General features: G+C 51.1%; 16 protein-coding genes and 1 tRNA gene. 10 read left to right on the top strand and 7 right to left on the bottom strand.

Annotated elements, in window-relative coordinates; all coding sequences use genetic code 11:
• Positions 1 to 57 precede the first annotated feature (57 nt).
• The 8 genes from dpdE to dpdD are packed head-to-tail and all read left to right on the top strand — an operon-like array spanning position 58 to position 17,637.
• Positions 58 to 3,171, top strand: a complete 3,114-nt coding sequence (gene dpdE, locus IMQ56_RS12440) for a protein DpdE (RefSeq protein ID WP_230326216.1) — start codon at positions 58 to 60, stop codon at positions 3,169 to 3,171.
• Positions 3,171 to 5,651: a protein DpdF gene (gene dpdF / locus IMQ56_RS12435; protein ID WP_023295843.1), complete on the top strand. Its 2,481-nt coding sequence runs from the start codon at positions 3,171 to 3,173 to the stop codon at positions 5,649 to 5,651. Before dpdE ends, dpdF begins: the two co-directional genes overlap by 1 nt.
• Positions 5,635 to 6,507 (top strand): protein DpdG, encoded by an 873-nt coding sequence (gene dpdG / locus IMQ56_RS12430; protein ID WP_023295842.1) that lies wholly within the window; start codon positions 5,635 to 5,637, stop codon positions 6,505 to 6,507. Before dpdF ends, dpdG begins: the two co-directional genes overlap by 17 nt.
• A complete protein-coding gene (dpdH, locus tag IMQ56_RS12425; RefSeq protein WP_023295841.1) occupies positions 6,504 to 9,659 on the top strand; it encodes a protein DpdH in 3,156 nt (1,051 codons plus the stop codon). Before dpdG ends, dpdH begins: the two co-directional genes overlap by 4 nt.
• Positions 9,656 to 10,477 carry a hypothetical protein gene (locus IMQ56_RS12420; protein WP_023295840.1) on the top strand — a complete coding sequence of 274 codons (822 nt, stop codon included), beginning with the start codon at positions 9,656 to 9,658 and terminating at the stop codon, positions 10,475 to 10,477. Before dpdH ends, IMQ56_RS12420 begins: the two co-directional genes overlap by 4 nt.
• 4 nt (positions 10,478 to 10,481) lie before the next feature.
• Complete coding sequence (gene dpdJ / locus IMQ56_RS12415; protein WP_023295839.1) at positions 10,482 to 14,912, top strand: protein DpdJ; 4,431 nt, start codon at positions 10,482 to 10,484, stop codon at positions 14,910 to 14,912.
• A 12-nt stretch (positions 14,913 to 14,924) separates the two neighbouring features.
• Entirely contained in the window at positions 14,925 to 15,455 is a 531-nt protein-coding gene (gene dpdK / locus IMQ56_RS12410) for a phospholipase D-like domain-containing protein DpdK (RefSeq protein WP_016538299.1), read from the top strand.
• Positions 15,448 to 17,637 carry a protein DpdD gene (dpdD, locus tag IMQ56_RS12405; protein ID WP_154054704.1) on the top strand — a complete coding sequence of 730 codons (2,190 nt, stop codon included), beginning with the start codon at positions 15,448 to 15,450 and terminating at the stop codon, positions 17,635 to 17,637. Before dpdK ends, dpdD begins: the two co-directional genes overlap by 8 nt.
• Positions 17,638 to 17,666: 29 nt before the next feature.
• Here the strand turns inward: dpdD and dbpB are convergent, their stop codons facing one another.
• The 7 genes from dbpB to rraB all read right to left on the bottom strand — a co-directional run bounded on the left by dbpB (position 17,667) and on the right by rraB (position 23,926).
• Entirely contained in the window at positions 17,667 to 18,794 is a 1,128-nt protein-coding gene (gene dbpB, locus IMQ56_RS12400; RefSeq protein WP_023295837.1) for a DGQHR domain-containing protein DpdB, read from the bottom strand.
• Positions 18,791 to 20,041 carry a tRNA-guanine transglycosylase DpdA gene (gene dpdA, locus IMQ56_RS12395; protein ID WP_032682229.1) on the bottom strand — a complete coding sequence of 417 codons (1,251 nt, stop codon included), beginning with the start codon at positions 20,039 to 20,041 and terminating at the stop codon, positions 18,791 to 18,793. Before dpdA ends, dbpB begins: the two co-directional genes overlap by 4 nt.
• Positions 20,042 to 20,114: 73 nt before the next feature.
• Positions 20,115 to 21,071 carry a hypothetical protein gene (locus IMQ56_RS12390; RefSeq protein WP_023295835.1) on the bottom strand — a complete coding sequence of 319 codons (957 nt, stop codon included), beginning with the start codon at positions 21,069 to 21,071 and terminating at the stop codon, positions 20,115 to 20,117.
• 680 nt (positions 21,072 to 21,751) lie between these two features.
• A tRNA-Leu gene (locus IMQ56_RS12385) sits at positions 21,752 to 21,836 on the bottom strand.
• Positions 21,837 to 21,942: 106 nt separating this feature from the next.
• Complete coding sequence (locus tag IMQ56_RS12380) at positions 21,943 to 22,665, bottom strand: topoisomerase II (RefSeq protein ID WP_196064033.1); 723 nt, start codon at positions 22,663 to 22,665, stop codon at positions 21,943 to 21,945.
• 30 nt (positions 22,666 to 22,695) lie between these two features.
• Entirely contained in the window at positions 22,696 to 23,454 is a 759-nt protein-coding gene (miaE, locus tag IMQ56_RS12375; protein ID WP_047732909.1) for a tRNA isopentenyl-2-thiomethyl-A-37 hydroxylase MiaE, read from the bottom strand.
• 46 nt (positions 23,455 to 23,500) lie between these two features.
• On the bottom strand, positions 23,501 to 23,926 hold the full coding sequence (rraB, locus tag IMQ56_RS12370; RefSeq protein WP_015572533.1) for a ribonuclease E inhibitor RraB: 426 nt from the start codon (positions 23,924 to 23,926) through the stop codon (positions 23,501 to 23,503).
• 99 nt (positions 23,927 to 24,025) lie between these two features.
• Between rraB and IMQ56_RS23010 the strand changes: the two genes are divergently transcribed.
• Together IMQ56_RS23010 and argF are read left to right on the top strand one after the other, a co-directional pair.
• Positions 24,026 to 24,121, top strand: a complete 96-nt coding sequence (locus IMQ56_RS23010; RefSeq protein WP_213014347.1) for a hypothetical protein — start codon at positions 24,026 to 24,028, stop codon at positions 24,119 to 24,121.
• Positions 24,091 to 25,095 (top strand): ornithine carbamoyltransferase, encoded by a 1,005-nt coding sequence (gene argF, locus IMQ56_RS12365; protein ID WP_196064032.1) that lies wholly within the window; start codon positions 24,091 to 24,093, stop codon positions 25,093 to 25,095. The genes IMQ56_RS23010 and argF overlap by 31 nt, the downstream gene beginning before the upstream one ends.
• Positions 25,096 to 25,194: the final 99 nt, after the last annotated feature.

Genomic DNA, 25,194 nt, shown 5'->3' with positions numbered 1-25,194 from the left:
CATGACTGTTCATTTTTCGCACAAATCATACATGCGAAGATAATTTCAAGGATTGTGATGATGAACATATTACCTATAGGGTCGTTGGTTGCTTCCGAGAGTTTTGACGGTATCGGAAAAGTTATCAGCATTGATATTGACGAAAACAATGCAGCAGTTGCTTTTTTTGAGTCACCTGCACACCCCTATACACGTCAGGTTACAATTAGTCTTGAGAAGTTAACGCCGACGATTCCTCATGAAGAGGCTGTCGTCTACTGCCTTGAACCACAAAGTCAACGCTGGACGCGCGCTCGATTTGGTGGGTCGCGACCTAATGGTGATTATTTGGTCATTTTTCGCGAAGATGACGCAACGACGCTGCCTATCGATAAGATCTTTATACTGAACAAAGCACCCGATAAACCTATTAATCCTGCACATTTTCTGGCTTACCAGGCCAATGACGCCCCCTTCTTCTTTCCTCGCCGACACTCCTTCATCAAGACCTACATCCAACAACGCGCTTCCTGCAGGGGTCTAGCATCCATTTCCAGCAGCGCCGTCGAACTGGAACCGCATCAACTGGCCGTTGTACGGCGAGTATTACAAGATAAAACGCCGAAATATATTCTGGCGGATGAAGTGGGTCTTGGGAAAACCATTGAAGCAGGTATGGTTATCCGTGAACATGCCCTGGAAGAAGCGGGGCATGTCAGTATGCTTATCGCCGTGCCAGGCCAACTCGTCAGCCAGTGGCGGGAAGAATTAGGTGAACGTTTTCAGCTAAAACAGTTGCTCGTTGGTGTCTCGGCGATGCTCTCCTTGTTAAAGCAAGATGGCTCTGCACAGGGGATTGTTATCTGTAGTTATTCTGAGGCATGCCTCCTGCTGAGCAGAGGATTCTCACCATCCCTGATTACCATTGATGAAGTCCATCAAATTGCAGACTGGCCGTGGTCTACGGACGAAGACCAGCGTGATGATTTCAAACTGATATCACAAACATGTCAGAAAGCGCATTACGCATTGCTTCTCACTGGTACGCCGCTGCATGGCCATGAGCGCAACTTCCTGTCGATGCTGCACTGCATCAACCCGGAAGCATTCCAGATTGATGAAAACCACCTGCATGCATTCACCGAACTAGTGAAAAACCGTGAAAGCCTTGGCGGTGTTTTCTCTTCTCTAGTTCCATCTGTGTCTAATATTAGTCTTCGCCGTAACCTTGAAGAGGTTCTGGTGCAATTCCCCGACGACCATCAGTTGGCAACGTTATGCCAAGGACTGTTTCCACTGATCGGGAGATTTTCTCAACCAACACCTGAACGTGAAGCGGGTATTAAAGCGATAAGACTACATCTTGGCGAGAATTACCGCATCCACCACCGTCTGCTGAGAAATCGCCGTCAGGTTGCACTGAGTCAGGATGAAAGCAAAAACCTGAATCTGGATCTTCTCTTCCCTGGTCTAAACGGCGTGAGGGAATCTCACTGGCAAACCGAAGGACTAACCTTGGATGAGTTGCTGGAAGAGTATCGCGCTATGGCCGTACTACCGCAAAACCAGCATTGGTCGTTAAAAGAAGCGAACTACATCGCCTGGATTGACGATCTCTTTTCCAGTCCGATTTGTGTTCTGCAGCGGGCAAAAGCCATTCTCACAGAGTCAACGGGACTGCCCAAGGATGAGCAAGCCTTACTGGAACATATCGTCTCGACGGCTAAAAATGAGCAACAAGCTATCGACAATATGTTGGCCGCATCGCTCAATGATTGGCTAAATCAATTTCCAGATGGCAAAGCGATTGTCTTCTGCGATCGTCCTGAACTAGCGCAGCACCTGTCAGTCAAAATGAGCATTCTGCTGGACTACCCAATAGAACGCTATCAGCCAGGCCAGTCACTACAGTTCACTCAGGCACAAAACCCCGTTCGGGTTCTATTGTGCGATAGAAGCGGCGAGGATGGGTTGAATCTCCACGGAGGACGTCGTCTGGCCGTTCATTATGGTTTGCCGCGATCCTGCAGTCGGATTGAGCAACGTCTGGGTCGTCTCAACCGCTATAGCGCCAACCTGCGTGGTATCAAACCGGTTCAAAGCATGATACTAAAAAACCATGTGACCGATAGCTTACGCAATCAGTGGGCCGACATTCTGGTGAACAGCATTGGCGTATTTAACAATACCATCGCCAGTCTGCAGTTCGTACTAGATGATTATATCAGTGATGCCTGGAACAGACTGTTCATCGAAGGCCCACAAGTGCTGGGAAACCTTACGGCAGAATTCTCTGGTGAAAATGGCGTTTTGGTCAGAGAGACCAACAAAATCAACATGCAGGAAAAATTGCTGGCAATGGATGAAGAAGTCTCGCAAGCGGCACTTTTCGCTCAGCAGCTTAGTAATGACGATCTCATTGCAGCAGAACAGTGTAAAGCACTTACGCCGTGGATCTCTCAAGGATTGCGTTTCCGTTCATCAGGAAATGCTGAAGAAGGGATGCGTTTTAGTTTTGAACTAGCTGAACGCAGTACTGGGACGCTGGTAGATTTTAAAACTTTTCTGTCAACCTGCATGCTCAGCTTCGACAAAGAGGGAGGCAATCCACCGTCTACCCATCTAATGAGTGCAGAACGTATCCCTGCCATTGACGGGACAACGGTTTATCCCTTGCGTTACGGCCAACCTTTCGTCGATGCGATCTGGCAGTTACTGAATCAGGACGCGCGGGGCAGTTCGGTGGCGATGCTACGTATGATTAACGCAGAACTAAATGAACCTCGCTATTTCTTTCAGATGAATTGGCTCATTACTGGCTGCGATCCGCTAAGCCCTTACGCCACTCTTCGTCAATGCGATGAACTGGAGCCGCCACGCATTGTTGAGGAGTGGGTAGCTGCAGACGGTTCCCAGGTGACAAATCCACAACTGCTTGGAATGCTGAACAGCGAGTACAGCAAGACCCCTTCTGCCACAAAAAGTTATGTGGACCTCAATCTGCGAGCCACTAGATGGCAAGAAATTGAAGAGCTGATTTCCGCTGATGCGTGGAAAGAACAGGTTGAGCAGGTATATGATAAAGCGCTGCAAAAACAGCGTGATTTGTCTCAAGCCAACGCTTATATCCAGCTGATGTCGGTAAAAGCGATCATTCTTTGCAGTAGCAATATTTTATCTGGAGTCGCCTGATGACGGAACAATGGTCACGTCTGCAGTTTGCGCTAACCACCTATTTTACCGATGACGTTACCTTCAAAGAGGGGATTGAAAATCCCTTCTTCCTGCGGTTAATGAACATCATCATCGACCCTACTGCAGGCCTGAATGATATTTTTGCCGGCTATGCCGATGCCCTTCGCACTGCACAGGTGAACGGCATCGAAGATCCCTGGCTGCCTTCTCCACCGTCGCTGACGGAGACCCCAGACCCACTTTGGGGGCTGGAAAAATCCGTCGTGGGACAGATATTGTCACTCGCTGCTGAAGCGGACCTGACGAGCACCCGGGCCACTTACCAGAGCCGAACCCGACGTAACTTATTGCAGCCGGAAATGGATCCGGCGCTCAAGAACTTGCTGGTCGACACGCCCCATACGCACTACCGTGGCTTCGGACAGCAGGCGGCAATCCGCACGCTGCTCACCTCCGACGTCAACAGCACTCTGGTGGTGAATCTCCCCACCAGCTGCGGTAAAAGCCTTATCACGCAAATCCAGGCCATCAGTGCGCCGTTCGGTTCGTTAACGCTGGTGATTGTCCCAACGGTCGCCCTCGCCATAGAACAAGCGGATTTTATGCGGGACATGCTGCGGCAGGCTGAGCAGGATCACGGAGGAACCTATGCCTGGGTTGGCGGTCAGGATCACACAACGCGCCAGACGCTGAAAGAGCGGTTGAGAAACGGCTCACAGCGCGTGCTCTTTTGTTCGCCGGAGGCGGCAAAATCGTCGCTGGTTCCGGTACTGTTTGACCTGGCGAAAAATAACCTAATAGGTGCCGTCGTTATCGACGAAGCCCATCTAATAGACCAGTGGGGCGCTGAATTCCGCCCTGATTTTCAGCTGATTGCGCCGCTGATTCGTTCATTAAAAGCCCAGCCCGGATGCCGTTTTCGCACCCTGCTGCTCTCCGCCACCTGGAGCCAGAACACCCGTGATGTGATTGTTGAGCAGTTCCGCTCAGATGACAGCGAACTGATTGAGATTACAGCGAACTTCCTGCGTCCCGAACCCGAATACTTCGTACATGCTGAGCCCACCCCTGGTGCGCATCAGCAGCGCGTGGAGCAGTTGCTAATGACGCTCCCACGCCCGCTCATCCTCTATTGCACCACGAAGGAAGAAGCGGAAAACTGGCATCTCCGACTTCAGCAACAGCAATACCAGCGTGTTGGCCTGTTCCATGGCGACACGGAAACCCTAGCTCGCAAAAAACTGATTTCACAATGGGCAAGCGACCAACTGGACATCATGGTTGCCACCTCGGCGTTTGGGGTAGGAATGAATAAAAGCAACGTCCGTTCGGTCATTCATGCCGCCATTCCGGAAAATATCGATCGCTATTATCAGGAATGTGGACGCGCCGGGCGTGATGGCAAAGCCTGCCAGGCGCATCTGGTCTGGCATAGTGCGCAAATGGAGACGGCAGAAAGCCTTTCGGTTGAAAAACTTATCAGCGTCGAAAAAGGCTACCAGCGTTGGATGGCCATGTTTAAGCGGTACCAGCCCAGCGACATCGCCAGTTACAGCATCTCACTGGATACTAAACCCGATCATATCGACTATCAGGGCGATCGAAATCAAGCCTGGAACCGCAGAACCTTACTATTGATGCAGCGCACCGGGCTGATTGAGCTGGTGTTCGCAGCCCCTGAGCTGCCAGAAAACCTGCGAAAAGATGAAGAAGAAAACGCTCAGGCAGTTCACGACTGGTTTGCCCAGTATTACAACAAAGTGCATATTCGCCACTGCAACGACTCGCACCACTCTGAAGAGTATTGGAACACCTTTGTTGATAGGGCCCGCCAAGAAGAACTAGCTAAGCGCCGCGCGGCATTTACCTTGTTAAAAACGTGGATCCTCGACCCTCGACCTCCCCTGTGCCAGATACTAAGAAAATTTTATATTTATCAGCACCATGCGCCAGAAATCACTTGCGGCGGATGCCCGGGGTGTCGGGCTCAGGGTAAAGGCGCGTTCTCCCCAACAGTTGGGGCCGATGTGGAAATTATACGAGCGACGCCGAAGAAACGAGCGCGCTTCGCTGGTGCCGTCAGGAAAGTGTATTACACCGATGAACTGGAAATGAGGGCTCTTCTATCAGAACTCCGCGTACCGCTTCGTCAGTTGATCGGCTCTGGCGATTACGAGACCATCCGAGCAGATAAGGCCGATTTCAGGCATCTGGAACGCGCCTTGGATTCCATCTCTCGCTTCTGGTGCGTGCAAAAACTTGCTGCACCCACTTCGGACAGTGCGGAAATTGTGATTGTGTCTAACACTGCCACTGCGCTACCGGACCTACCGGCCTCGCGATATGAACGCATCATCATCGCCCCGCAGCACCTGGCCGATCCGCAGCATCCTTACAGAAAATGGTGGGAAAGCGCAGGCAACGCGCAACCCCTGGACACTTTTATCAGGCAACTACAGCATGTCAATCATCAATAACGCAAACCCAGGAAGCAGCCTGGTGCTGATCCCCTTATTTGATCGCATTGTACAAAATGCCCAGGCACCGCTTTCCCCGGAAGCGGTTGTGGCTCGCTATCGGCCCAATAACCTGCCCGCTAACGATAACGCTTGGGGAAAAATCAGAGAGAACCTCGCCTTTTGGTGCCGACTGGGACTCTGGCCTATGGAAGAAGAGAGGATTCTGCCGCAGCCCAATGAGACTCGTCCGCTCTATCAGCGCGTGCTGCAATGCACCATTGATGCCTGCAAAGAAAAAGGTATCGCTGAAGGTAAGGAATGTGAACCATTGTGGCGAGTGCTAACCTGTTTGATGAATCTTCAGCAGCACTCATTAGGCGGCAAGGAACCGCTGGCCCCAAATATCATCACTGAAAAACTGCAAAGATGGCTTCCAACCGAAACCGTTAACTCCAATACCGAAAAGCTGGTCAGGGAATATGGACGCTATTTGGGCTTTCTGGAACTAGCGCCGGACCAGAACTACTATACCGATCCAACCCGGGCGATTCAGTGCTTTTTGCCGCAGATTTTTGGCGAACAAAATAGCCTCTCCATTAAAACCTTCATGGCCAATATGGCTGAAGTGATGCCAATGATGGACGGCGGTGAATTCCGGGTAAAAATGCAGGAGATCATGAGCGAACGCAACTGGTCTGCTCCGGAAGGTAAAAATATCAGCACCAGCACATCACTTGCGCTGCGTCGCTTGGAAATCGACCAGAAAATTCAGCTGATCGTTGGGAGCGATGACGCCGCATCATTATCGCTACAATTGCCCAATGGTGAGATTCGCCCAGTCAGCCAGGTCCGTCTCAGGGAGGCCGCACAATGAGTATCATGAACTACTGGCCGTCACTTGAAAATATCGAGCAGTGCATCCGTAACGAAGCCGAAGAGTTGCAGGATGATGTACTACTAGCGGTACATGAGCCAATGGTGCTTACCCGTCGTGATGTTAACAACAATCAGGTAGCCCTCCGCGACGAAGACATGTTTACACAACTGCTCACCACCGAGCGGGCTATCCCACTCATCGGCCGTTCAGGGATGGGGAAATCACATCTGGTGCGCTGGCTTGACTGTCGTCTAAAAAGCCATCTGCATGCAAACGGCGAACTGGCACAGTGGGAAATTGTCCGTATTCCGAAAAACGCCAGCCTGCGTCAGGTTCTGCTGCTGATCCTGAAAAATCTGCACGGTGGAATTTTTGATGACGCGCGTAAGCGTGTTGATGATGTGGCTGAACAACACTCCGCTAAAGATCTCGCTGATCTGATGCTGACCATGATGTCTCATCAATTAGAAAGCATGTATAACGAAGCGATGAAGATCGGCCAAGATTACGAATCGCAAGGGAAAGAGATCCCGGCAGATCTTCTGAACCGACTCGAAGCCATCATTGAAGAAGTCGAAAACGGCATTGGCAACCTGATTACTGACCCTAACTTTAAGCTGAATCTGCTCAAACAAGATCATTGCCTCTATAAACGCGCCAGTCGAATGAGCGATGGGCTTAAAGAGGAGGATGAGGATCACGATAATTACGAACTGGCACCCGCCGATCTCTTTTTCCAAGACAACATAGATGACCTGTCGTCGCTTGCTCGTGAATATATTCGACACTCGCGTATTGATGAACATGATAATGAAAAAGCCCGCATTCAGGCTGTAAGCGTTCTGAATGAAGCGATGCATGCGGCGTTAAAATCACTATTTGCCAAACTCTTTACATTCAACGGCGGTAACTTCCAGGAGTTGTTCCAGCAGATTCGCCGTGAGTTGCTCGCACAAGATCGCCGCCTTGTGATCTTGGTGGAAGATATGGCAGCTATTTCGGCCATTGAAGATGTACTGATTGACAGTCTGATCGAAGAAGGCATGCGTGATGGAGTGAAAACACTATGCCCGGTGCATTCGGTTATTGCCGTTACCGATAACTATCCGGGCTACAAACGCCGTCAGGAAACGCTGATGACACGAGCGGGCTACGAGTGGATCATTGAGCACACCGACAGAGACAACAACGAAGGGCGTATTGTGTCACTGTGCGGTCGTTATCTGAATGCAGCGCGCCATGGCGCAACGGCGCTGAAGCAGTCGCGGGCGCAAAACCAGGCAAATTGGCCGACTGTCTGGCAAGACGAAGAAAAGCCGGAATGGTTGGCGGACTTTGGTATGACAGACAAACAGCAAGTTCCGCTGTTCCCGTTTAACCGCGAAGCTATCCGTGCGCTGGCTGATAAAAACTGCCGTGACAGCAGCGGCCAACTGACTTTTAACCCACGAATTGTGATTAACCGTATCCTGCTGGATATTTTGCGTGATTGCCGTGTTGAGGCAGAGCGCGGGCTATTTCCACCGCCGAACCTTGCAGGAATTGACGTTGGCACAGAAATACTTCACAACATCAATCAGTTAACCAGAAACAGAGTTACCAGTGCAGCGTCATTGACCGCACTTTGGAGCTATGGCTGCGACTCTTGGGAAAAAGTCTGCAATCAACTGCCGCCGGGAGTAGCAAAAGCTTTTGGTCTCACTGAGTTGGCCGAACGTATTAACGGTAAAATTTCTGCCCCACCAGCAGGAGGCAACGATGATGAAAAACTTAACAAACCAACCGGTATTACAGTTCCTGAACCTAAACCTGAACCGAAATCTGAGCTAGCTTTCATCAAACATCTCAAAGCCTGGGTCGATGAAAAAACCGTTTTACCTCAATTAATTGCCAGTGATCTGCGCGCAGGACTTAACAATTGCTATGAACTCTATGCCCAAGTGGAATTTTCCAGTATGGCAGAGCGACCTTCACTGATTGAGCGTAATCCTTTGATTAGCCTGCCACTGGCGGCTTCAGATCCCTCGAACGCTATTGTGAAATTCTATGAACTCAAAGACCTCAACGATCCGCTACGCAGGATAGAGATCTACAACGTGTCGCTGGCGATTTTGCGTATCCAGCATTACGCCAACTTAAGCGAAGGGCTTAGCTACCCTGAAGCTATGGAAGACTACGCCCACTATGAAAACTTTGCCAGTTGGTGGGTGCCGCAGACCGCGGAGATTGCAATCAACCATGCCCGGGCGCGGAAACTGAAGCCTGCGCTGCGTAATCATTACCAAAAAGCGCTGCTGTTGGGCCTGTTGACTGGCAAAGAAAATCCGACGGAGCTCATTGATGCACTTTGCCTGACGCAGAAAGGCGTCGGTCGAACTGAGGGTAAGAATCAAGGACGAACAATCAAAACAAGCCCATCCGATCTCTGTTTCTACGGACTCGAGGCCAACCAGAAACCACATTCCAGCATAAAAGTGGCTGAAGCCCGGCAGGCAGCACTTCAGGGGTGGGACGACGCCCGCGACGCATGGCTTTCTCTGGTTGCCGTCCCTGAATTAAGTTCCGGGCTCACCTCAGTCCGAGCACTTGAAGCCGAAGTGGTAACCTCCGCGTTGCGAGAGATCCAGAAGGAACCGCTTGGAGCGGATGTGCAGCGTGCGGCAGAGACAGCCCGCAAAGAGATCGCATCAACTATCGAAAATGCACAACTCTTTGAAAATATAAAAAATCAGGATGACTTCATTGCCCTTCTCGATGAGTGGCAGATGTTTATCGAAGCGGTACGCACCCAATATTACCCTTCGGAATCCGAGCAGATCAGAAACTCATCATGGTTGCTGGGTGAAATTGAAGCATTAAGAGTAGACGCAGAGGCCAGCCTGAACACGCTGCTCACGCTTAATTCCCTCGTCAGACAGAAAGATGCCTTCATGCTGTGGCATGACATTTCCCATCTGGATGGTGATTACGTCAGCCGTATCGGTAACCTTCTTGCGCAATGGCAGAATATTCAATCGAAAATCAGCTTTACGCTACAGCAGATAAACAGTAAGGGTGACGCACCGAAACTGAAAAATGCCTGCACGCTAGTAGAAGAGCGACTGAAAAATCTGGCGGCTGATATCAGCGCCTCTGGAGTGAATGAATGAGTACATTACGCCAACAGCTTGCAGAGATGCAGAAGCAACTGGATTTAAGCGTCCAAGCAAGTAAAGCCACGCAGATTATTGAGAAATGCGGCGTAGTGCTCTCAAAAACTGACACCGTCGCTGGGCATTATTGTCGCCTTAAATACCAGTACCCGGCCCTACAACTTCTGCCGCCTGAACTGAGGGTCAGTTGGAGAGAAGATCAACGAAATGAACTCAAAAATGTGGTTAACGGTGTCAATAACTTGCTGTCTCAGTGGAGACGCTGGCTGAATAATCAGACCCAAGTAGCTGCCGATACGCAAGCCTCGGATGAACCGCTGGATGGAGTGGTCGCAACGCAGGAACCTACAGCATATGACATCATTCAGAATGACTCCCTGACCAACTGCGTGAGCCAGGCGCTCAGCCTGCACCGCACTCTGAGCGACCAGCTGAAAAACGCATGGGAAGAGTGGCAACAAATCCTGCATCAGCAGATTCAGGTAGACAGCAAAACCCTCGATGCTCAGCAGAAACTCGAGAAACTGAAAGAGATTGCTGACGAATACCTAAGCCTGCGCGACAAGTTTGACACCTTGATCCAACCTTTGCCTGAGAACGGCGAGAGCGTGACAAAGATCCGGGCAATGGCGGAGCACCTGAACACCCTGCGCGGCATGATGAAAACTGACTGGCCAGAAGCGGTGCAGAACTTCCTTGATCGCATCAATGGCCCGCAGCGAAACAAACCAACGCTGAGCGCATTGACAACAGAAGTGTTTGAGTGGCTTCGAGATGAAGACATGTTGGAAGACTTTGTGATTACAAGGAAATAGTGACATGACTGTTGAGGATATAAGTCGTCTGCATGCGGCGCTGGACGTGCTCGAAGGGCGCGAAGCCGAGTTGCTAGTCTGGGGAGACACGGAAGGTGCCTTTACGGATGCGGATATTCTGTCCCTGTTTGCCCACCATTTTCCTGATGATAATGGCAAAGTGCTAATGCAGGATCTTCAAGACGCCGCGATGTTATTTAGCATCCCCAATACTCAGGGAATGAGGCTTTATCGCACTCGTATGGCGGAATCTGTTCATCTGTTTCGCCATCAGCGCCAGTGGTTTCGCGGCCAGCAGTTGAATCGCACGCGGTCGCTGGTGGCTGACTATCGTTTTATACGCCGCCCGCGCAGTTACCCGGCAAGGATACATCCGGCTGAAGAGGTACTGAATCAATGGTCCGACGTTGAGTGGATGAACGACATTAAACGTCAGGCCCTGCAAACGCTTATCGGTGATTTCTCCATAGCCGGTTTTCAGTCCAAGGCGACGGCGCGCATCCTGAGGGCATGGGATTTTCACAGCCGCCACCCACACGCCAAAGAAGCAACCGCCACCATCGTATGTGCTGGCACTGGCAGCGGTAAAACCCTGGCGTTTTATCTGCCTGCTCTAACGTCACTTATCAACGATCTGCAACGCGATTGCTCGGCGCGGGTTCGCTCACTGGCTCTTTATCCGCGTAAAGAGTTGCTTAAAGATCAGTTTATGGAGACTTGGGTAAAATGCCGTGAAGTGGATACCCAGGCACAGAAACTTTCAGGGCGAAAAATCCGCATTGGCTCATTCTTTGGCGATACGCCGTACAGCATCCAGTACGTTGATAAAGACAAAGATCTTCCTTTTGATCTGCTACGCTGCAGCACTCCAAAATGCCAAGGCGAAATGCGCTGGAAAGCGGAAGATATCCGTCAGGGCAAAGAGATCTTGCGCTGTACGCACTGCACGCACAGCGTGGGTGAAGATGAAGTGGTGCTCACCCGCGTCTCATTGATGAATAACCCACCGGATATTTTGTTTACCACCACTGAAATGCTCAACCAGCATCTAGGCAACAACAAGGCCAGCCATCTGTTCGGCGTCGGCATGAACGTAATTGCACCGCCGGTAGTTTTGCTCGATGAGGTCCATACCTATTCAGGCAACAGCGGCGCGCAAACTGCCTATCTACTTCGCCGCTGGATGCAACTGGCGCGCTGCCGCCCGCATTTTGTTGGCCTCTCGGCAACGTTGAGCGATGCTGAGCGGTTCTTCGCAGACTTGGTAGGAGCCAACAAAAAACATGTCATGCTCATTGAGCCCGCTTTCCAGGAGATGGTAGACGAAGGGGCTGAATATCTGTTGGCATTGCGGGGCGATCCCGTTTCGCAAACGGCTCTGCTCTCAACCACCATCCAAACCAGTATGCTGGCACGCCGGATTATGGATACCCGCAAAGCCGCGTCGCACGGCACCTGGGGTCGCAAAGCCTTCGTCTTTACCGACGATCTTGATATCAATAACCGCCTCTACCACCAGCTTTGCGATGCCGAAGGGTGGCGTACGCGCGGACAACAACTTCTGCCTAACGAAACTCCGCTCGCAGCTCAGCGTAACGAAAACAGTGGTGCTCTCGACGCATTGACCCTTGCCGGTCAAAATTGGCGAATGGTGATCGATATAGGGCATCCTCTTGATGGTCACGATCGTGCCATAGTGGCGCGGACATCCAGCCAGGACGCTGGAGTCAATCCTAAAGCCGACATTGTCGTAGCAACCGCCTCGCTGGAAGTCGGCTTTAACGATCCTTCAGTCGGGGTAGTGATTCAGCATAAAGCACCGCGCAATGTCGCCTCTTATCTGCAACGCAAAGGCCGTGCCGGGCGTTCAAGAACCATGCGCCCCTGGATGGTGGTCGTGCTGTCAGAATTCGGTCGCGATCGCGTGGTGTACCAACGTTATGAGGAGTTGGTGACACCGGAAATCAAGGGCCAGTCGCTTCCTCTAGGCAATATCCATATCCAGAAAATGCAGGCAGCGATGGCAACTCTGGACTGGCTAAGCATGAAGATCCCTGGCAGTAACATCTGGTCATTGTTGAACAATCCGCCCAAAAGCAAAGAGCAGCAAGGGCATCTAGAGCGCATACTCACTTTGATTTCCGCCGTGCTGGAAAAGAATGTCTCTCAGCAGGAACTGGAACAATACTTATTCTACGCGCTCAAAATAACCGAGCCGCAACTTCAGCGCGTTATGTGGTCTCCGCCGCGCTCTATCATGATGGAGATGCTCCCGACCTTGAAGCGCCAATTGACCACCCGGTGGTCGCTGATGGGTATTCCCGGCGCAGACAGATCGATGGGGCGTTCACCACTACCTTCGTTTATTCCAGCAGCCCTCTTCAGTGAGTTGAACTTGCCTGAACTGAGCATCCAGCTTGAACGCCGCTTTGCGAAATATGAAAATCTGCCATTTATTCAAGGCCTGAAGGAGTTTGCACCGGGCCGCATCTCCAAGCGCTACGCCATTTATTCGGATCTGGAAGCCGATTGGCTGGTGCCAAACAATTTTGTGCCGCAACTGAACCAGGTTTCAGACGTCGATTTCGAGATCAACGAGGCATTTGGTGATACCTGGCAGCCGGAGTGTCTGGTAACCCTTGCGGATGCATCGCAGCTAAAAGTCATTCGTCCTCTGCAAATTCTTACCCGAGCTCTTGATTTCAAACAGAATCTGACGGAGAAGAGTAATTCTCAGTTGACGTGGCACACTCACTTTTCCGCAGATGCCCATGCCGAAGCGATGGCGATCCCCGCGGGGCCATGGAGCACAGTGTTGCGGTCCGCCACGTTTTATACACATCAACATATGACCCCCCTTGAGCTGACGCGTTATGCCACCGCCGCCAGCGCTTCGCTGCGGAGTAAAAGCAAACAGCAGGCCTGGGTGAATTTTAGATGGGTCGAAAACGGTCACCCGGTCGCAGTTGGTGCCCGCCAGTGGGTGGATGGCATGAAGTTGAGTTTTACGCTGCCTTCCGCACTGCATCAGCAGGTCATGAATGATACAAAGTTAGCCGGGTCTCTCAGAACGCTCTATTTCCGCCACTGTATTAGCAGTGAAGCTCGTTTTGAATATGACAGTTTCACCGCGGACTGGATCTACGAGTGCTATATAGCGGCGCTGACCAAAGAAATTGTCAGCAGCACAGACCTCGCGGATGCAATTCACGCTCTGCGCACGCCGGAGGGCAGAGAGTCGCTGGCGACAATTGCCGATTCGCTGTTCCAGGCCGAAAATATTTTTGAAAACAACGAAGATGGAGAGGGCTCAGCGGAGCGCCAGGAGCTACAGCAGCAGTTGAGGAGCCTGTTCAACGAGCCGGAACTGCTTGCAATGCTTGATACGCATAGCGCCGTGTTAACTGACGACCTCAGCCAAAATGCCTCTTTTTGCCAGTGGCTCCAGACGTTGTTGATAAGCACCTTCTCAGGTGCCGTAAAACAGACCAGCCATATGTTGCTGCCTGAGGTGGACGACAGAGGATTGCTTGTTGACGCCGTTCTTGATGGGGAGCAACTCGATATCTGGCTCACCGAATCAGAGCCTGGGGGCTGCGGGATTATCACCCGCCTCGAAGAAGCGTTCCACGGCGATCCGGTCGCCCTGCTGAATCTGTTTATTCGTAGCTTTGCCGCCAGCGACTACGAGCAGATCGATGACGATCTCTTCGAACTGCTCTCGCGACTCCCTTCAAACACCACATTGCAGCAGACGCTGAACGATTTACGCTTGGCGGAGAGTCATCATGATCGTCGGGTTGCGAATGTAAACCTACGTACTGAGCTAAAAAAACAAGGATTTGCGCTTTCTCACAGCTTTATGTCTGTGCTGCATACCCGCATCCTTCGCCCTGGCAGCCAGCTTTCTCACGATCGGCGCTTGCTGGACTATCTGCGCGAATGGCGGGCGCTGGAGGCCAAAGCCGGTTATGAAATTAACCTGAACATTTTTGCCCATACTCAGGCAATTCAGGAACTTCCCGGAGCGAACGTCACAAAAATTTTCGAACGTTTTTGCCAGATTCAGGGCATGCTGTGGCAGCGTGGCAATACTATCCGCCAGTCGATACTCAGCTACTACAACCCCTTTGATAACGGGCCAAAACTCACGGAAAGGCTGCTGCTCAGCACCTTGTTCTGGCAACCTGCGACGCAGATTGATTTGACAGACAGCGACTGGCTTTCGCAGATCCACACGGCGATCTCTCGCGAAGGGTTTGCTGAATTACTGATCCCCCGGGAAGCCCGCCAACAGGTGGTACAGACCGTATCCGCGTTACAACTGGTACCTGTCGATTATTTCGGCCTGCACCTCTACCCGAGAATTGGGGCCGTCGACTATCGAGGCGGCAACATCGTGTTGCGAGTCGAACTGGCTGAAGCCCTGCAGTAAGGAGAACGATGAATGGAAGAGCAACGACAAATATTTCTCCATGGACCTCTCGGACAGCGACAACTGAGGGAAGTACTGAGTGCGCAGTTCAGTGGGCTTATCCTGTACCCTGAACTCATCTGGCTGATCTCGCCATGGATGAGCGATTTTGACGTCATTGATAATCGCGGGGGGCAATGGAGTTTTCTTGATCCGTCGTGGGGTGCCAGAATGGTCAGTTTCCAGGAGCTTCTGGCGACGGCAGTGAATAACGGCTGTCCACTCAGGATAGTCACTCGCCCGGACACGCTTAACAAAGTGTTCGTTGAGCGACTGCAGGCAAGACTTTCGCCGAATCATGATATGCAATGCTCCTATTATGAGAACCTACATGCCAAAGGCATGTTAACAAAGCACTTCTTTCTGAAAGGTTCGATGAACTATACCTGGAGCGGTGCGAACCTTAACGATGAGCATTTGCTGTTCTCCAGCAACAAAACCCTCATTTCTGACGCACTGATTGAATTCGGTGGACAATATACCTTCGGTGACAGTGATGAATAATATCCCCTCTTGGATTAGGGCCTTCTTTGGCGAAAGCAATTTGCTCAGCCTTGATAAACTGCTAAGCGACTCCCCCGGTGCTTACGCGCCTGAGCAGAAAAATGCGCTGTTGCCTCTTGTGGAGAGCGCGCTTGACGGTGAATGGCCCATTATTCTGCCTTGGTGCGACCGCCAACACTGGGTTTTCTTCGCGATGGCAGAAGATGAGCGCACCCTGCAGGAACTCACCAAAGTTATCAATGCCCGGCTTGGTTCAGCTGACGTTGAGCCCGACCGCCGAATTTACTTGAGTCCGACTTCTGGCCCGACTTTTACGGCAGAAACCGCATTGCTCGAACATAGCCCAGCAGGGTTTATTCGTATTGAGTTGCTGGAAGGTAAACGTGAGGATAAGCAGGCAAAAACGCGGGTTTTTGCCGCCCTGAAAGAGTTGATTGACCTGTTCCGAAAGCGTCCATCTCTCGTTCGCACCCGCAAGCGCCCGTTTGGTCGTATCCTTAGCGATTTCATGCTGGCAACAAATCAAAAAGAGGTGGAGGCCAGCAATGACTTTCTGCAAGAACTGCGTGATAACGGTCTGCTCTCCAAACGCAATCTACTGCTACTTGAGCTTCAGCAGGCCGGGAAATGGCAAAATTGGGATGCCCTGCTAAACCACCAAGACCTGCCAGATCTGATCAGAGGGCGCATTCCCTCGTCGCTGACCAGAATGCTACTTGCCGCTTATCAGCACCGCTATCTGGGCCATGATGCCCTTAGCTACACGCAGGAGACGCCATCGGCTTTGCGCCCAGCCTTCCTTGCCCTCCAACCGCTTTTTACGCAGGTTCCACTGCTAGGAAGCGAGGAAGGGGAAATTAACTCTTGGAGAAGTTGGGCGATTGGCGTGGCGCTGGTGGGTGAACAAAACCTGCTCAGCATGATACCTGACACGCTGAAATCAGGATGGCTTCAGGAATTACAGCACTGGGCCGAACTCAAGAGCACCGCGTACGATACTCCAGCCTCATCTCCTGTCTCGTTGTCGCTGCCGCCAACAACACTTGAATCTCTGGCCAGTTATCTACAAACGTCGTTGACAGCCACAGCCGAAACGCTAGGGAGCTATGCTGAGATGCTCAGCAAGATAGATCCACAACTGTATGAGCAAGCTCAGAAAACCCCTCTTCTAAAAACGCTGATTGAGAGCATCAACCGGCTTACTGCCGCGAGCATCACCGGCTGGGACAACTGGTTCTCGCGCCTGCGCGAACCCGATGCCGATAGAAACGCTCTGATGCAAATTGTCGCGCTGGAGAGCGAGCATTGGCCAGTCGCCTCCTTCCAAGAATCGGCTTTTGTTCACCTGCTGGCGCAGGATTTTCCGCCGCATGCCTTTTCAACACTACGCAACGCCATGCCCGCCTTTATCGAGTGGCTGGGGAAAAACCAGCTGCAATTGCAGAGTACAACATGGCTGAAATGGATGGATGTTCTGGCGATGGAACAAAGCGTCAGTCCGGCGGACATCAAACTGGCGACCCTAGCAACCGAATATTTCCTGCAAGGTCCTCTCACCCTGGCTGAATACCAGAATTTTGTTGCTACATTGCAACTCATTATTGAGCGCTGCAGTTCACTTAAAAATCTGACCTCGCTTGAAGAGATGATCGAACTGTTTCTTGATGCACCGGAGCACGATAACGCCACACGAAACGCGCTATGGATGGATATTCAGACTTTTGCCGTTGGTGTATGGCCGCGCCTCGATCACTCAACCCGAGCCATCATGCGTAGTCTGGCCATCAACGTATTGGGCAATGGTGCTGATTCAGCGTTTCCTCCGGAACCGGCACGAAGCGATGATAGCGAGCCTGAAACACTTCCGGATCTCTCGGGCAAACGTGTCGCCATTTATACCCTGACAGAAGGAGCTGCTCGCCGGGCCAAGGGGATGATTGAAGTGTTGTTTCAGGGGATCAGAGTAGATGTGAATCATGACCATAACGCAACGGATAAGCTGGTCAATTTAGCAAAACAGGCTGATTACTTTATTTTTGCCGCTGCGAGCGCAAAACATCAGGCACTGTATGCGATAACGCCTCATCGTCGCGATCTCATTTATCCTGAAGGTAAAGGTGCTGGTTCGATTCTCAATGCCTTTGTTGCACGTCTTCAACAACCCATGAGTATTGACGTATAAAAAATAAGGGGCATTCGCCCCTTATTTTTTTAGATGTTTGCGTTTGCCGTCTTTATATAGCTGGTTACAAGATAATCAGTAACCAAAGATATATCTTTTGAAAGATTTTGCAGTTCATTCCATTTACGAACAATAGGCTGACCATCAACATCTGTGCCGAAGTTCCACACGCCACTACTCCATGCACAAAGCGGCTTAATACGGTTTAACTCTTCGACAAAACGAGTATAGGAAGGGATCTCAGTCCAGCCTGGTTCACCTTTATAGTCCTGATGAACCTGATCGATTTCATCCATCAAACTGCCAAGCGCAAGAATACCAACGCCATGTAGCAAGCGGGAATAACGAGGCTTTTTATCCCAGTCATCAGTAAACACAGTTTCCACAGCCGACCAGAAGTTATTCAGCAGTTTCACCATCTTCCCTTCATCCCCCAACCCTGTCGCAGGGTCACGAAAGCGATACAATGCTCCCTCACGAAGACTGGCATCGATCATTTTGATCATCGAGTTGTCAGCAATAACCCCATCAGGGTTGGTCGCCGTTTTGATGCGCCCTGCAAGTGGACCTTCGCCGAAGTTCAGTCGTTGAGTTAGCAGTGAAGGAAACTTACGCATTTGCAGATCGGATGGCAAACGACCGTGGGTATGCGGTGCCAGTTCGTATAACAACGTTTTGGGCAACGGTTTTGTGGAGTTAACCAGCATGAACTGTTCACGCTGTTCTTCTGCATCATTAGCGATAAATGCAGATACCGGCATCATAAACGAGTCTATTTCCGCATCCCGCAAAGCAGCGGTACGTTGTTGACCATCCACTATAAATCCTGGCTTCTCAAAATCCTTATCTTCGGAGAAAGGTATTACCAGATGCCCCATGTCGCCATTATCTGTAAGTGGTTCAAAACGCACACGCTTATCAAAAGCGATAATCACCGGGTTTGGTATCATCGGGTTTGAGCTCTCAATATAGCGCTGAATTTCGCGAATATGGTTACGTACTTCTGGACGCTGATAGCCAACCAAATTCTCTTCGCCGCGACGAATACGCGAAATCGCTGCAATTTTGCTGATCTGTTTACCTTCTATCGCAAGGCTATAGAGTTGCCTCTCCTCACCCTGTCGGATTCGCAGGGCGGGAACACGATATTCACTCATGACAGTTCCTCTGAGCGTAATGACAATGTGTGCTGTAAACGGTTGTACAACACCTGAATATTATGGAAACCGCGGCGACGGTTACGTTCTGCTCCGCGGAAAATGATGACGTTGATACCGATAGCCTGGCAAATATTGCATTGGCACTGTTTCCAAGGACGTTCACCCAGTGTGCGTTCATAATCCGCACGGATTTTATCGGCCTCTTTTTCACCTGAATGCAGGCGTTCATAAGCCAGTACTGCCTCAAGAGTTTTCTCAAGGGACAAAGCCCCTTTATCGTATTCGAACAGGGCATTCATGGCATCCTTTTCCAGATGCCGAGCAATATCCTGATCGATCACACCAGATTTTATTTTGCGGCTTAAACTTGGATTCGCATCAAACTGAGGGACTCGCACAGCGGTATAGGCCGGGCCATCAGGCGTATGATAGTTATTTTTTCGATCTTTAAAGGCCTGCTGAAGCGGTGTAGTCGAGTCAATACTGGTCACACCAAACTTGATAAAGTCGGCGAAACTCTCTGGACGAGCAATACCTAACAAGTGAACACGTGTATCACTTTTCAGCAGTGGCTTAATCTCTTCGAGAGTTTCAAGGATCTGCGCCGTTTTCAACGGCACCATCCCCCCCATGGTGATATTTTTGTATCCCATGGCCAGCAGAGCCTCTACTGACTGACGGTAGGAGGTTTTGCTCCATCCATGTGCAACGCCAAAGGCGGTGAAACAGGACTTTTGAGACTTGTTTAAAAACTCTTGAGCCAAGGTCAGCGTGATATCCTGACGTCGACGACATTCAGCCAACACTTCTCCACTGAATATCTCACCAGGTTTCTCATAGCCAAAAACAATATGATCAAGAGAAACACCATGGTTAAATCGGGAGGTTTCGTAGAATTCAATGACCTCTTCCACTCGGTATGGCGGCACATCTTGGTTAACATAGGTGAAGGCTCCGCAATCACCCATAGTTTCCATACTTTCCGGCAAGCGGAAGAAGTGCTTCATGCCATTACGGAAGTAGCGTAAGCGCTGGGCTCGCGTATATTTACTTTCTCCACTGCCAAGGCCGTCAACTACTGCTTTCGAAACCAGCATGCCGTCATAAGGCCGAGAAAATACCTCATGTGGATAATGATCGTCACGCTGGCGAACGCGATGTTCGTTTCGCGTTTCATGGAAGAAGTCGAAACTAGGATCGATAAAATCCTGACTATCCGGGAAAAAATATTTAAGCTTCGACAACTTACTCTCCTGTGACGCCACTGCAAAGCCTCAAAAAACGGAAGATTCTATCATGAAAACCTGACCAGTGGCATCAAGCTTTACTACCCGTCAAACCCTTGAAAATCACACGGAACCGCTTTTCCTCGAATGAATTCCCTGAGTCACGAAACTCGCGCAGGGCCTGTGTTGCACTGATACTTGGTTGATGTTGCAAAATTTTCAAAATGTACAACTCAACTTCTTCAGAACTACGCCTAATTCCTTTTTTTACTTCTCGCGCAGGCAATTCGTTTAATTCTGTTGATAACCTCTGAGAAAAATCACTTAAATTATCTAAGCCTCTTTCAGTAAACTCACGAATAATATGCTTTGCCATACTAACATTTAGCATGAGCATATTGCACTTTAACCATTGAGCCATATCATGGTTAGTTTTAAATAAATAACTCATCAGCCTGTCGTTAATTACCTTTGATGTAATAATTAGCAATTGCTTTTTAGAATCAACCAGATACTCAAGACCATTAATGATATCTAATTCAATGGCATTGATATAATCAGGAGAACCACAAATAATATAATAGTGATCCTTGTTTTTTTTCATCAAATTTTTAATTGATGAAGGATGCTCAGAAATGAATGGAGATCTCTCTGTTAATTCTTTCCACCATGTTCTATGGAAAGATTTCCCTACATATTCACGAGAGTATAGCGGTATTGATTCATCGTACCCAATCGCAAATGTTGCTTTATAGGGTACGACTTGATCAGTATAGTGAAGCAGGCCAAGACCAGCAGAAACAACCCATAAATCAATATGATAGGATTTTAATATTTCTTTAGCAGTAGCCCAGTGCCCCCCCTTATACAGATCTACTGCGCATACTGTAGCAGATGTTTTTAGGGATTCATTTAAAGCATTACACCAAGAGTTCACCAATACATTTGAAGGGGTCTGCCCAGAGGTATACTGGGCTAAACTCAATATAGCCTTGCCATCACTGTTTTTACCATTTGTGCAAGTTGTTATTAAATTGATGTTACTCACAATCGCTCTCCTGAAACTGTGCAGCCAAAGCTACCTCAGAAAAAGGGATGTTGCAAGAAACGAATTGCTACTCACCGTGATTTTTTTGGTTGGTTATTGTTAGTGAGCAACATACTCAAAGTATTCATCTTGTGAGTTAGTGCATTTATGGCATCGTCTCAAAATTCCTTGCTCTTCCAATGAAAGGCAAAAAGCCCTACAACTCTCGAGTAATTTTGTTGAGTTTTCACTTTTATCCATTGAAATCAATGCTCTAGCAAGGGTGTCATAGCTAAATCCGCCAGTCGAATGCGAAACAATGCTCATAGCAAGTTGGGTATCGAAAGTCTTCATAGTGCATCTCTTAAAAGGAAGCCTGATCTATTTATAAAAAACAATTGGAAACTATTCAAGAATACATTATCGATTCTTGTTTTGTTTACCAAACACTCTGAAGATTTATGATAAGGGCAATCAGACTAATTCTTCTCAACCAACATGCATTTAGGAAGAACTCTCAAATCGATTGATTCATCTTCAAAAGAACAGCTTTAAGGATATAAGCAGCCTACGCAACTGGATTCATCTACCCCTAGAACAAAATTGTAAGTTTTTCAAAGGCAAAGAAACGGTAAAGCTTGTAGTAACTGGATTCCAGACACAAAAAAAGCCGCCCTTAAGCGACTTTGATTTGCATCTTTTGGTGCCGAAGGCCGGACTCGAACCGGCACGTATTTCTACGGTTGATTTTGAATCAACTGCGTCTACCGATTTCGCCACTTCGGCACTGAAGGGGATGCGGAAACGTTGTGGATTATACCTGTCGCGCGCCGCCATGCAAGCGACGACGCGCTAAACCCGCGCTAAGTGCCCAAAAAACCAGCGCCCTTCGTCACTCCAGCTCAGACACCGCCAGCCGAATCACCCCCGCCGCCTTCTGCTCCGGCAGCGCCAGCACCTTCGCCCACATGTCCTGCACCATATCGCAGGAGAGCTTTTCCTTGCCCACCGCCTTCTCCGGCATCTGCAACAGCTGGATGTCCTCGCCGTACTTATCGGCTAGTTGTTTCATAATCGGCCGCACATCTTCGACTGCCGCCTCGCGTTCGGCCGGGGTCACGGTGTGGCGGTTTTTGCCGTAGGCCGCACGCATCATGTCGGCGTCGGCCTGCATGCGCCGCGTCATCAGGTCTTTATCCAGCATGCGCATCGGATTCACGCCGCCCTTCACCGTCGGGTAGAGGAAGCGGAAGCAGGCGTCGTCGCTCACCTTCTGGATGGCGGCGGTCTGCTCCATATTGATGGTCATGTAGTTCACCACGTTGGCGTCCGGGGCGTTTTGCAGGCGCGACATCTGCAAATGCAGGATCTGCGGCTGGATGGTGTCGATAATCTGCTGCTCCGGCTCGCCGGCCTTTTGCAGGGCGGCCATCTGGTCGAGGATGCGCTGATGCAGCGCGGGCTCCTGCTCCTTAATCACCTGCCAGGCAGGCATCGCGTTGAGGGTGGTATCAATCTGCGCTTCCGGAGCGCGTTGCCTGTCAAAGAACACCCAGAACGCCACGGCGGCGGCCGCGACAATAACAACGACCGTACTGATCCACGTTTTTTTCATCTCGCATCCTTATCCTTGCGTTATGCCGGTTTACACCGGCACGCCGCTGTGGAAGCGAAACTCGTGGTCCGGTGTCGAGATAAGTGTGGCTTCAATTTCGCCAAAAAGCTGTATGCGCGGTGAGATATCGTCGTCGCTCACCTGCTGGGCCAGCGTCAGGTAGTCCTGATAATGGCGCGCTTCCGAGCGCAGCAGCGAGAGATAGAACTTCTGTAAGTCATCGTCGAGGAACGGGGCCAGCGCGGCGAAGCGTTCGCAGGAACGGGCTTCGATGTAGGCGCCGCAGATGAGCTTGTCGATCAGCGTCAGCGGTTCGTGGGTGCGCACTTCCTTCAGCATCCCTTTGGCGTAGCGGCTGGCGGTGATTTTGACGTACGGAATATCGCGGGCCAGCATCGCCTCACGCACCTGCCAGAAGTGGTGCAGCTCCTCTTTAATCAGCAGCACCATGCTGTCGATGAGCGTCTGGCCCCACGGGTCGTCGGTTTTGGGCATCACGCTTTTGCCAATCTGCCTGTGCAGGGCGATGAAGTCCGGCTCCGGGCCGTCGCGGAAGGTGAACTGTTCGTAGGGTTTGAGCCAGTCGAGCAGCGCGTCGGCACCGCTTTCGTCGGCGACGTATTTACGCACCAGCAGCAGCGCGGTCTGGGCGGCCTTGAGCTCGCACACCATGTGGTCGGTGAGCAGCAGCGGCAGGTTCGCCGGGTCGCGGGCTTTATCAATCCATGCTTGCGGGGTCGGGCACTGGAGGAAGTTAAGTACGGGGGCGAGTATCTGCGGGTAATCCATGGTTCTGCCTTGAAAAAGCGGTGGCGCGCGCCACCGCCTGAAACGCTTAGTGACGCACGCCGTCGTCGTCTTCGTCGACGTAATCTTCGTCGTCGCCTTCTTCGCCGTCTTCACCGTTCGGATCTTCGAAGTAGGTTCCCCAGCCGTCGTACTCCACTTCAAACTTCTCGGCCAGGTTCATCAGCTGTTCTACCTGCGCGTCGATCAGCTCCGCCTTCAGCGCGCCTTCGCTCAGGATGTCGCAGCAGATGACGGTGTCGCCCTCTTCCACTTCCAGCTCTTCCGGCTCGGTCACTTCGTAACCCAGCTTGAAGGCTTCCACGGCCATTTTTTCCAGCGCTTCAAAGTCGTCCGCAGAGAAATGGTGCTCGATGGTGTACAGCGCGTCCGGATCGCTACCGTCTTCCAGCAGTTCTTCAATAATCAGACGCGTCTCTTCGCGTTGCTCTTCCAGGTGTTCCGGGTTTGCCATGGGTCAATCCTCTTTAAAGTGCGGCAGATACTTCTATTTTCACACACGGACGGGTTTGCCTCCACCTTTGTTGGAAAGATTTGTGAAACGGGGTTGCAAATGAATAATTACACATATAAAGTGAATTTTAATTCAATAAGTGGCGTTCGCCATGTGAGGATAAAATGTCTGATCTGTACAAGAAACACTTTCTGAAATTGCTCGACTTTACCCCTGCACAGTTCACTTCTCTGCTGACCCTTGCCGCACAGCTCAAAGCCGATAAAAAAAATGGCAAGGAAGTACAAAAACTTACCGGTAAAAACATCGCGCTCATCTTCGAAAAAGACTCGACCCGTACACGTTGCTCTTTCGAAGTTGCCGCATTTGACCAGGGCGCGCGCGTTACCTATTTAGGGCCGAGCGGCAGCCAGATTGGGCATAAAGAGTCAATTAAGGATACCGCACGGGTGCTCGGGCGGATGTACGACGGCATTCAGTACCGCGGCCACGGCCAGGAAGTCGTCGAGACGCTGGCGCAGTACGCGGGCGTGCCGGTGTGGAACGGGCTGACCAACGAGTTCCACCCGACGCAGCTGCTGGCGGATCTGCTGACCATGCAGGAGCACCTGTCGGGCAAGGCGTTTAACGAGATGACGCTGGTCTACGCGGGCGACGCGCGCAACAACATGGGCAACTCGATGCTGGAAGCGGCGGCGCTGACCGGGCTGGATCTGCGTCTGGTGGCCCCGAAGGCCTGTTGGCCGGAAGAGAGCCTGGTGGCAGAGTGCAGCGCGCTGGCGGAAAAGCACGGCGGGAAAATCACCCTGACGGAAGACGTGGCGGCGGGCGTGAAGGGCGCGGACTTTATCTATACCGACGTGTGGGTGTCGATGGGCGAAGCCAAAGAGAAGTGGGCGGAGCGTATCGCGCTGCTGCGCGGGTATCAGGTGAACGCGCAGATGATGGCGCTCACCGGCAACCCGGACGTGAAGTTCCTGCACTGTCTGCCGGCGTTCCATAACGACCAGACCACGCTCGGCAAGCAGATGGCGAAAGAGTTCGATCTGCACGGCGGGATGGAAGTGACGGACGAGGTGTTTGAGTCGGCGGCGAGCATCGTGTTTGACCAGGCGGAAAACCGGATGCATACGATTAAGGCGGTGATGGTGGCGACGCTTGGGGGTTGAGTCCTCTGCGCGTTGGTGCCCTCACCCCGGCCCTCTCCCACAGGGAGAGGGAGAAAACCCAGCCCGTAGGCCCGTGCAAGCGCAGCGCCGCCGGGCAAA

Origin of the sequence: Enterobacter sp. Res13-Sevr-PEC09-46 (assembly GCF_015672585.1) — a bacterium.
Classification (GTDB): Bacteria; Pseudomonadota; Gammaproteobacteria; order Enterobacterales; family Enterobacteriaceae; genus Enterobacter; species Enterobacter hormaechei_C.
The sequence above is the reverse complement of the archived record's forward strand: the minus strand, read 5'-3'. Positions and strand labels throughout refer to the sequence as shown.

What these genes read in the sequence shown, in the direction of transcription:
- dpdE (WP_230326216.1), top strand. Translation starts at nt 58, where the DNA reads ATGATGAACATATTACCTATAGGGTCGTTGGTTGCTTCCGAGAGTTTT.
- dpdF (WP_023295843.1), top strand. Translation starts at nt 3,171, where the DNA reads ATGACGGAACAATGGTCACGTCTGCAGTTTGCGCTAACCACCTATTTT.
- dpdG (WP_023295842.1), top strand. Translation starts at nt 5,635, where the DNA reads ATGTCAATCATCAATAACGCAAACCCAGGAAGCAGCCTGGTGCTGATC.
- dpdH (WP_023295841.1), top strand. Translation starts at nt 6,504, where the DNA reads ATGAGTATCATGAACTACTGGCCGTCACTTGAAAATATCGAGCAGTGC.
- IMQ56_RS12420 (WP_023295840.1), top strand. Translation starts at nt 9,656, where the DNA reads ATGAGTACATTACGCCAACAGCTTGCAGAGATGCAGAAGCAACTGGAT.
- dpdJ (WP_023295839.1), top strand. Translation starts at nt 10,482, where the DNA reads ATGACTGTTGAGGATATAAGTCGTCTGCATGCGGCGCTGGACGTGCTC.
- dpdK (WP_016538299.1), top strand. Translation starts at nt 14,925, where the DNA reads ATGGAAGAGCAACGACAAATATTTCTCCATGGACCTCTCGGACAGCGA.
- dpdD (WP_154054704.1), top strand. Translation starts at nt 15,448, where the DNA reads ATGAATAATATCCCCTCTTGGATTAGGGCCTTCTTTGGCGAAAGCAAT.
- dbpB (WP_023295837.1), bottom strand. Translation starts at nt 18,794, where the DNA reads ATGAGTGAATATCGTGTTCCCGCCCTGCGAATCCGACAGGGTGAGGAG.
- IMQ56_RS12380 (WP_196064033.1), bottom strand. Translation starts at nt 22,665, where the DNA reads ATGAAAAAAACGTGGATCAGTACGGTCGTTGTTATTGTCGCGGCCGCC.
- miaE (WP_047732909.1), bottom strand. Translation starts at nt 23,454, where the DNA reads ATGGATTACCCGCAGATACTCGCCCCCGTACTTAACTTCCTCCAGTGC.
- rraB (WP_015572533.1), bottom strand. Translation starts at nt 23,926, where the DNA reads ATGGCAAACCCGGAACACCTGGAAGAGCAACGCGAAGAGACGCGTCTG.
- IMQ56_RS23010 (WP_213014347.1), top strand. Translation starts at nt 24,026, where the DNA reads ATGAATAATTACACATATAAAGTGAATTTTAATTCAATAAGTGGCGTT.
- argF (WP_196064032.1), top strand. Translation starts at nt 24,091, where the DNA reads ATGTCTGATCTGTACAAGAAACACTTTCTGAAATTGCTCGACTTTACC.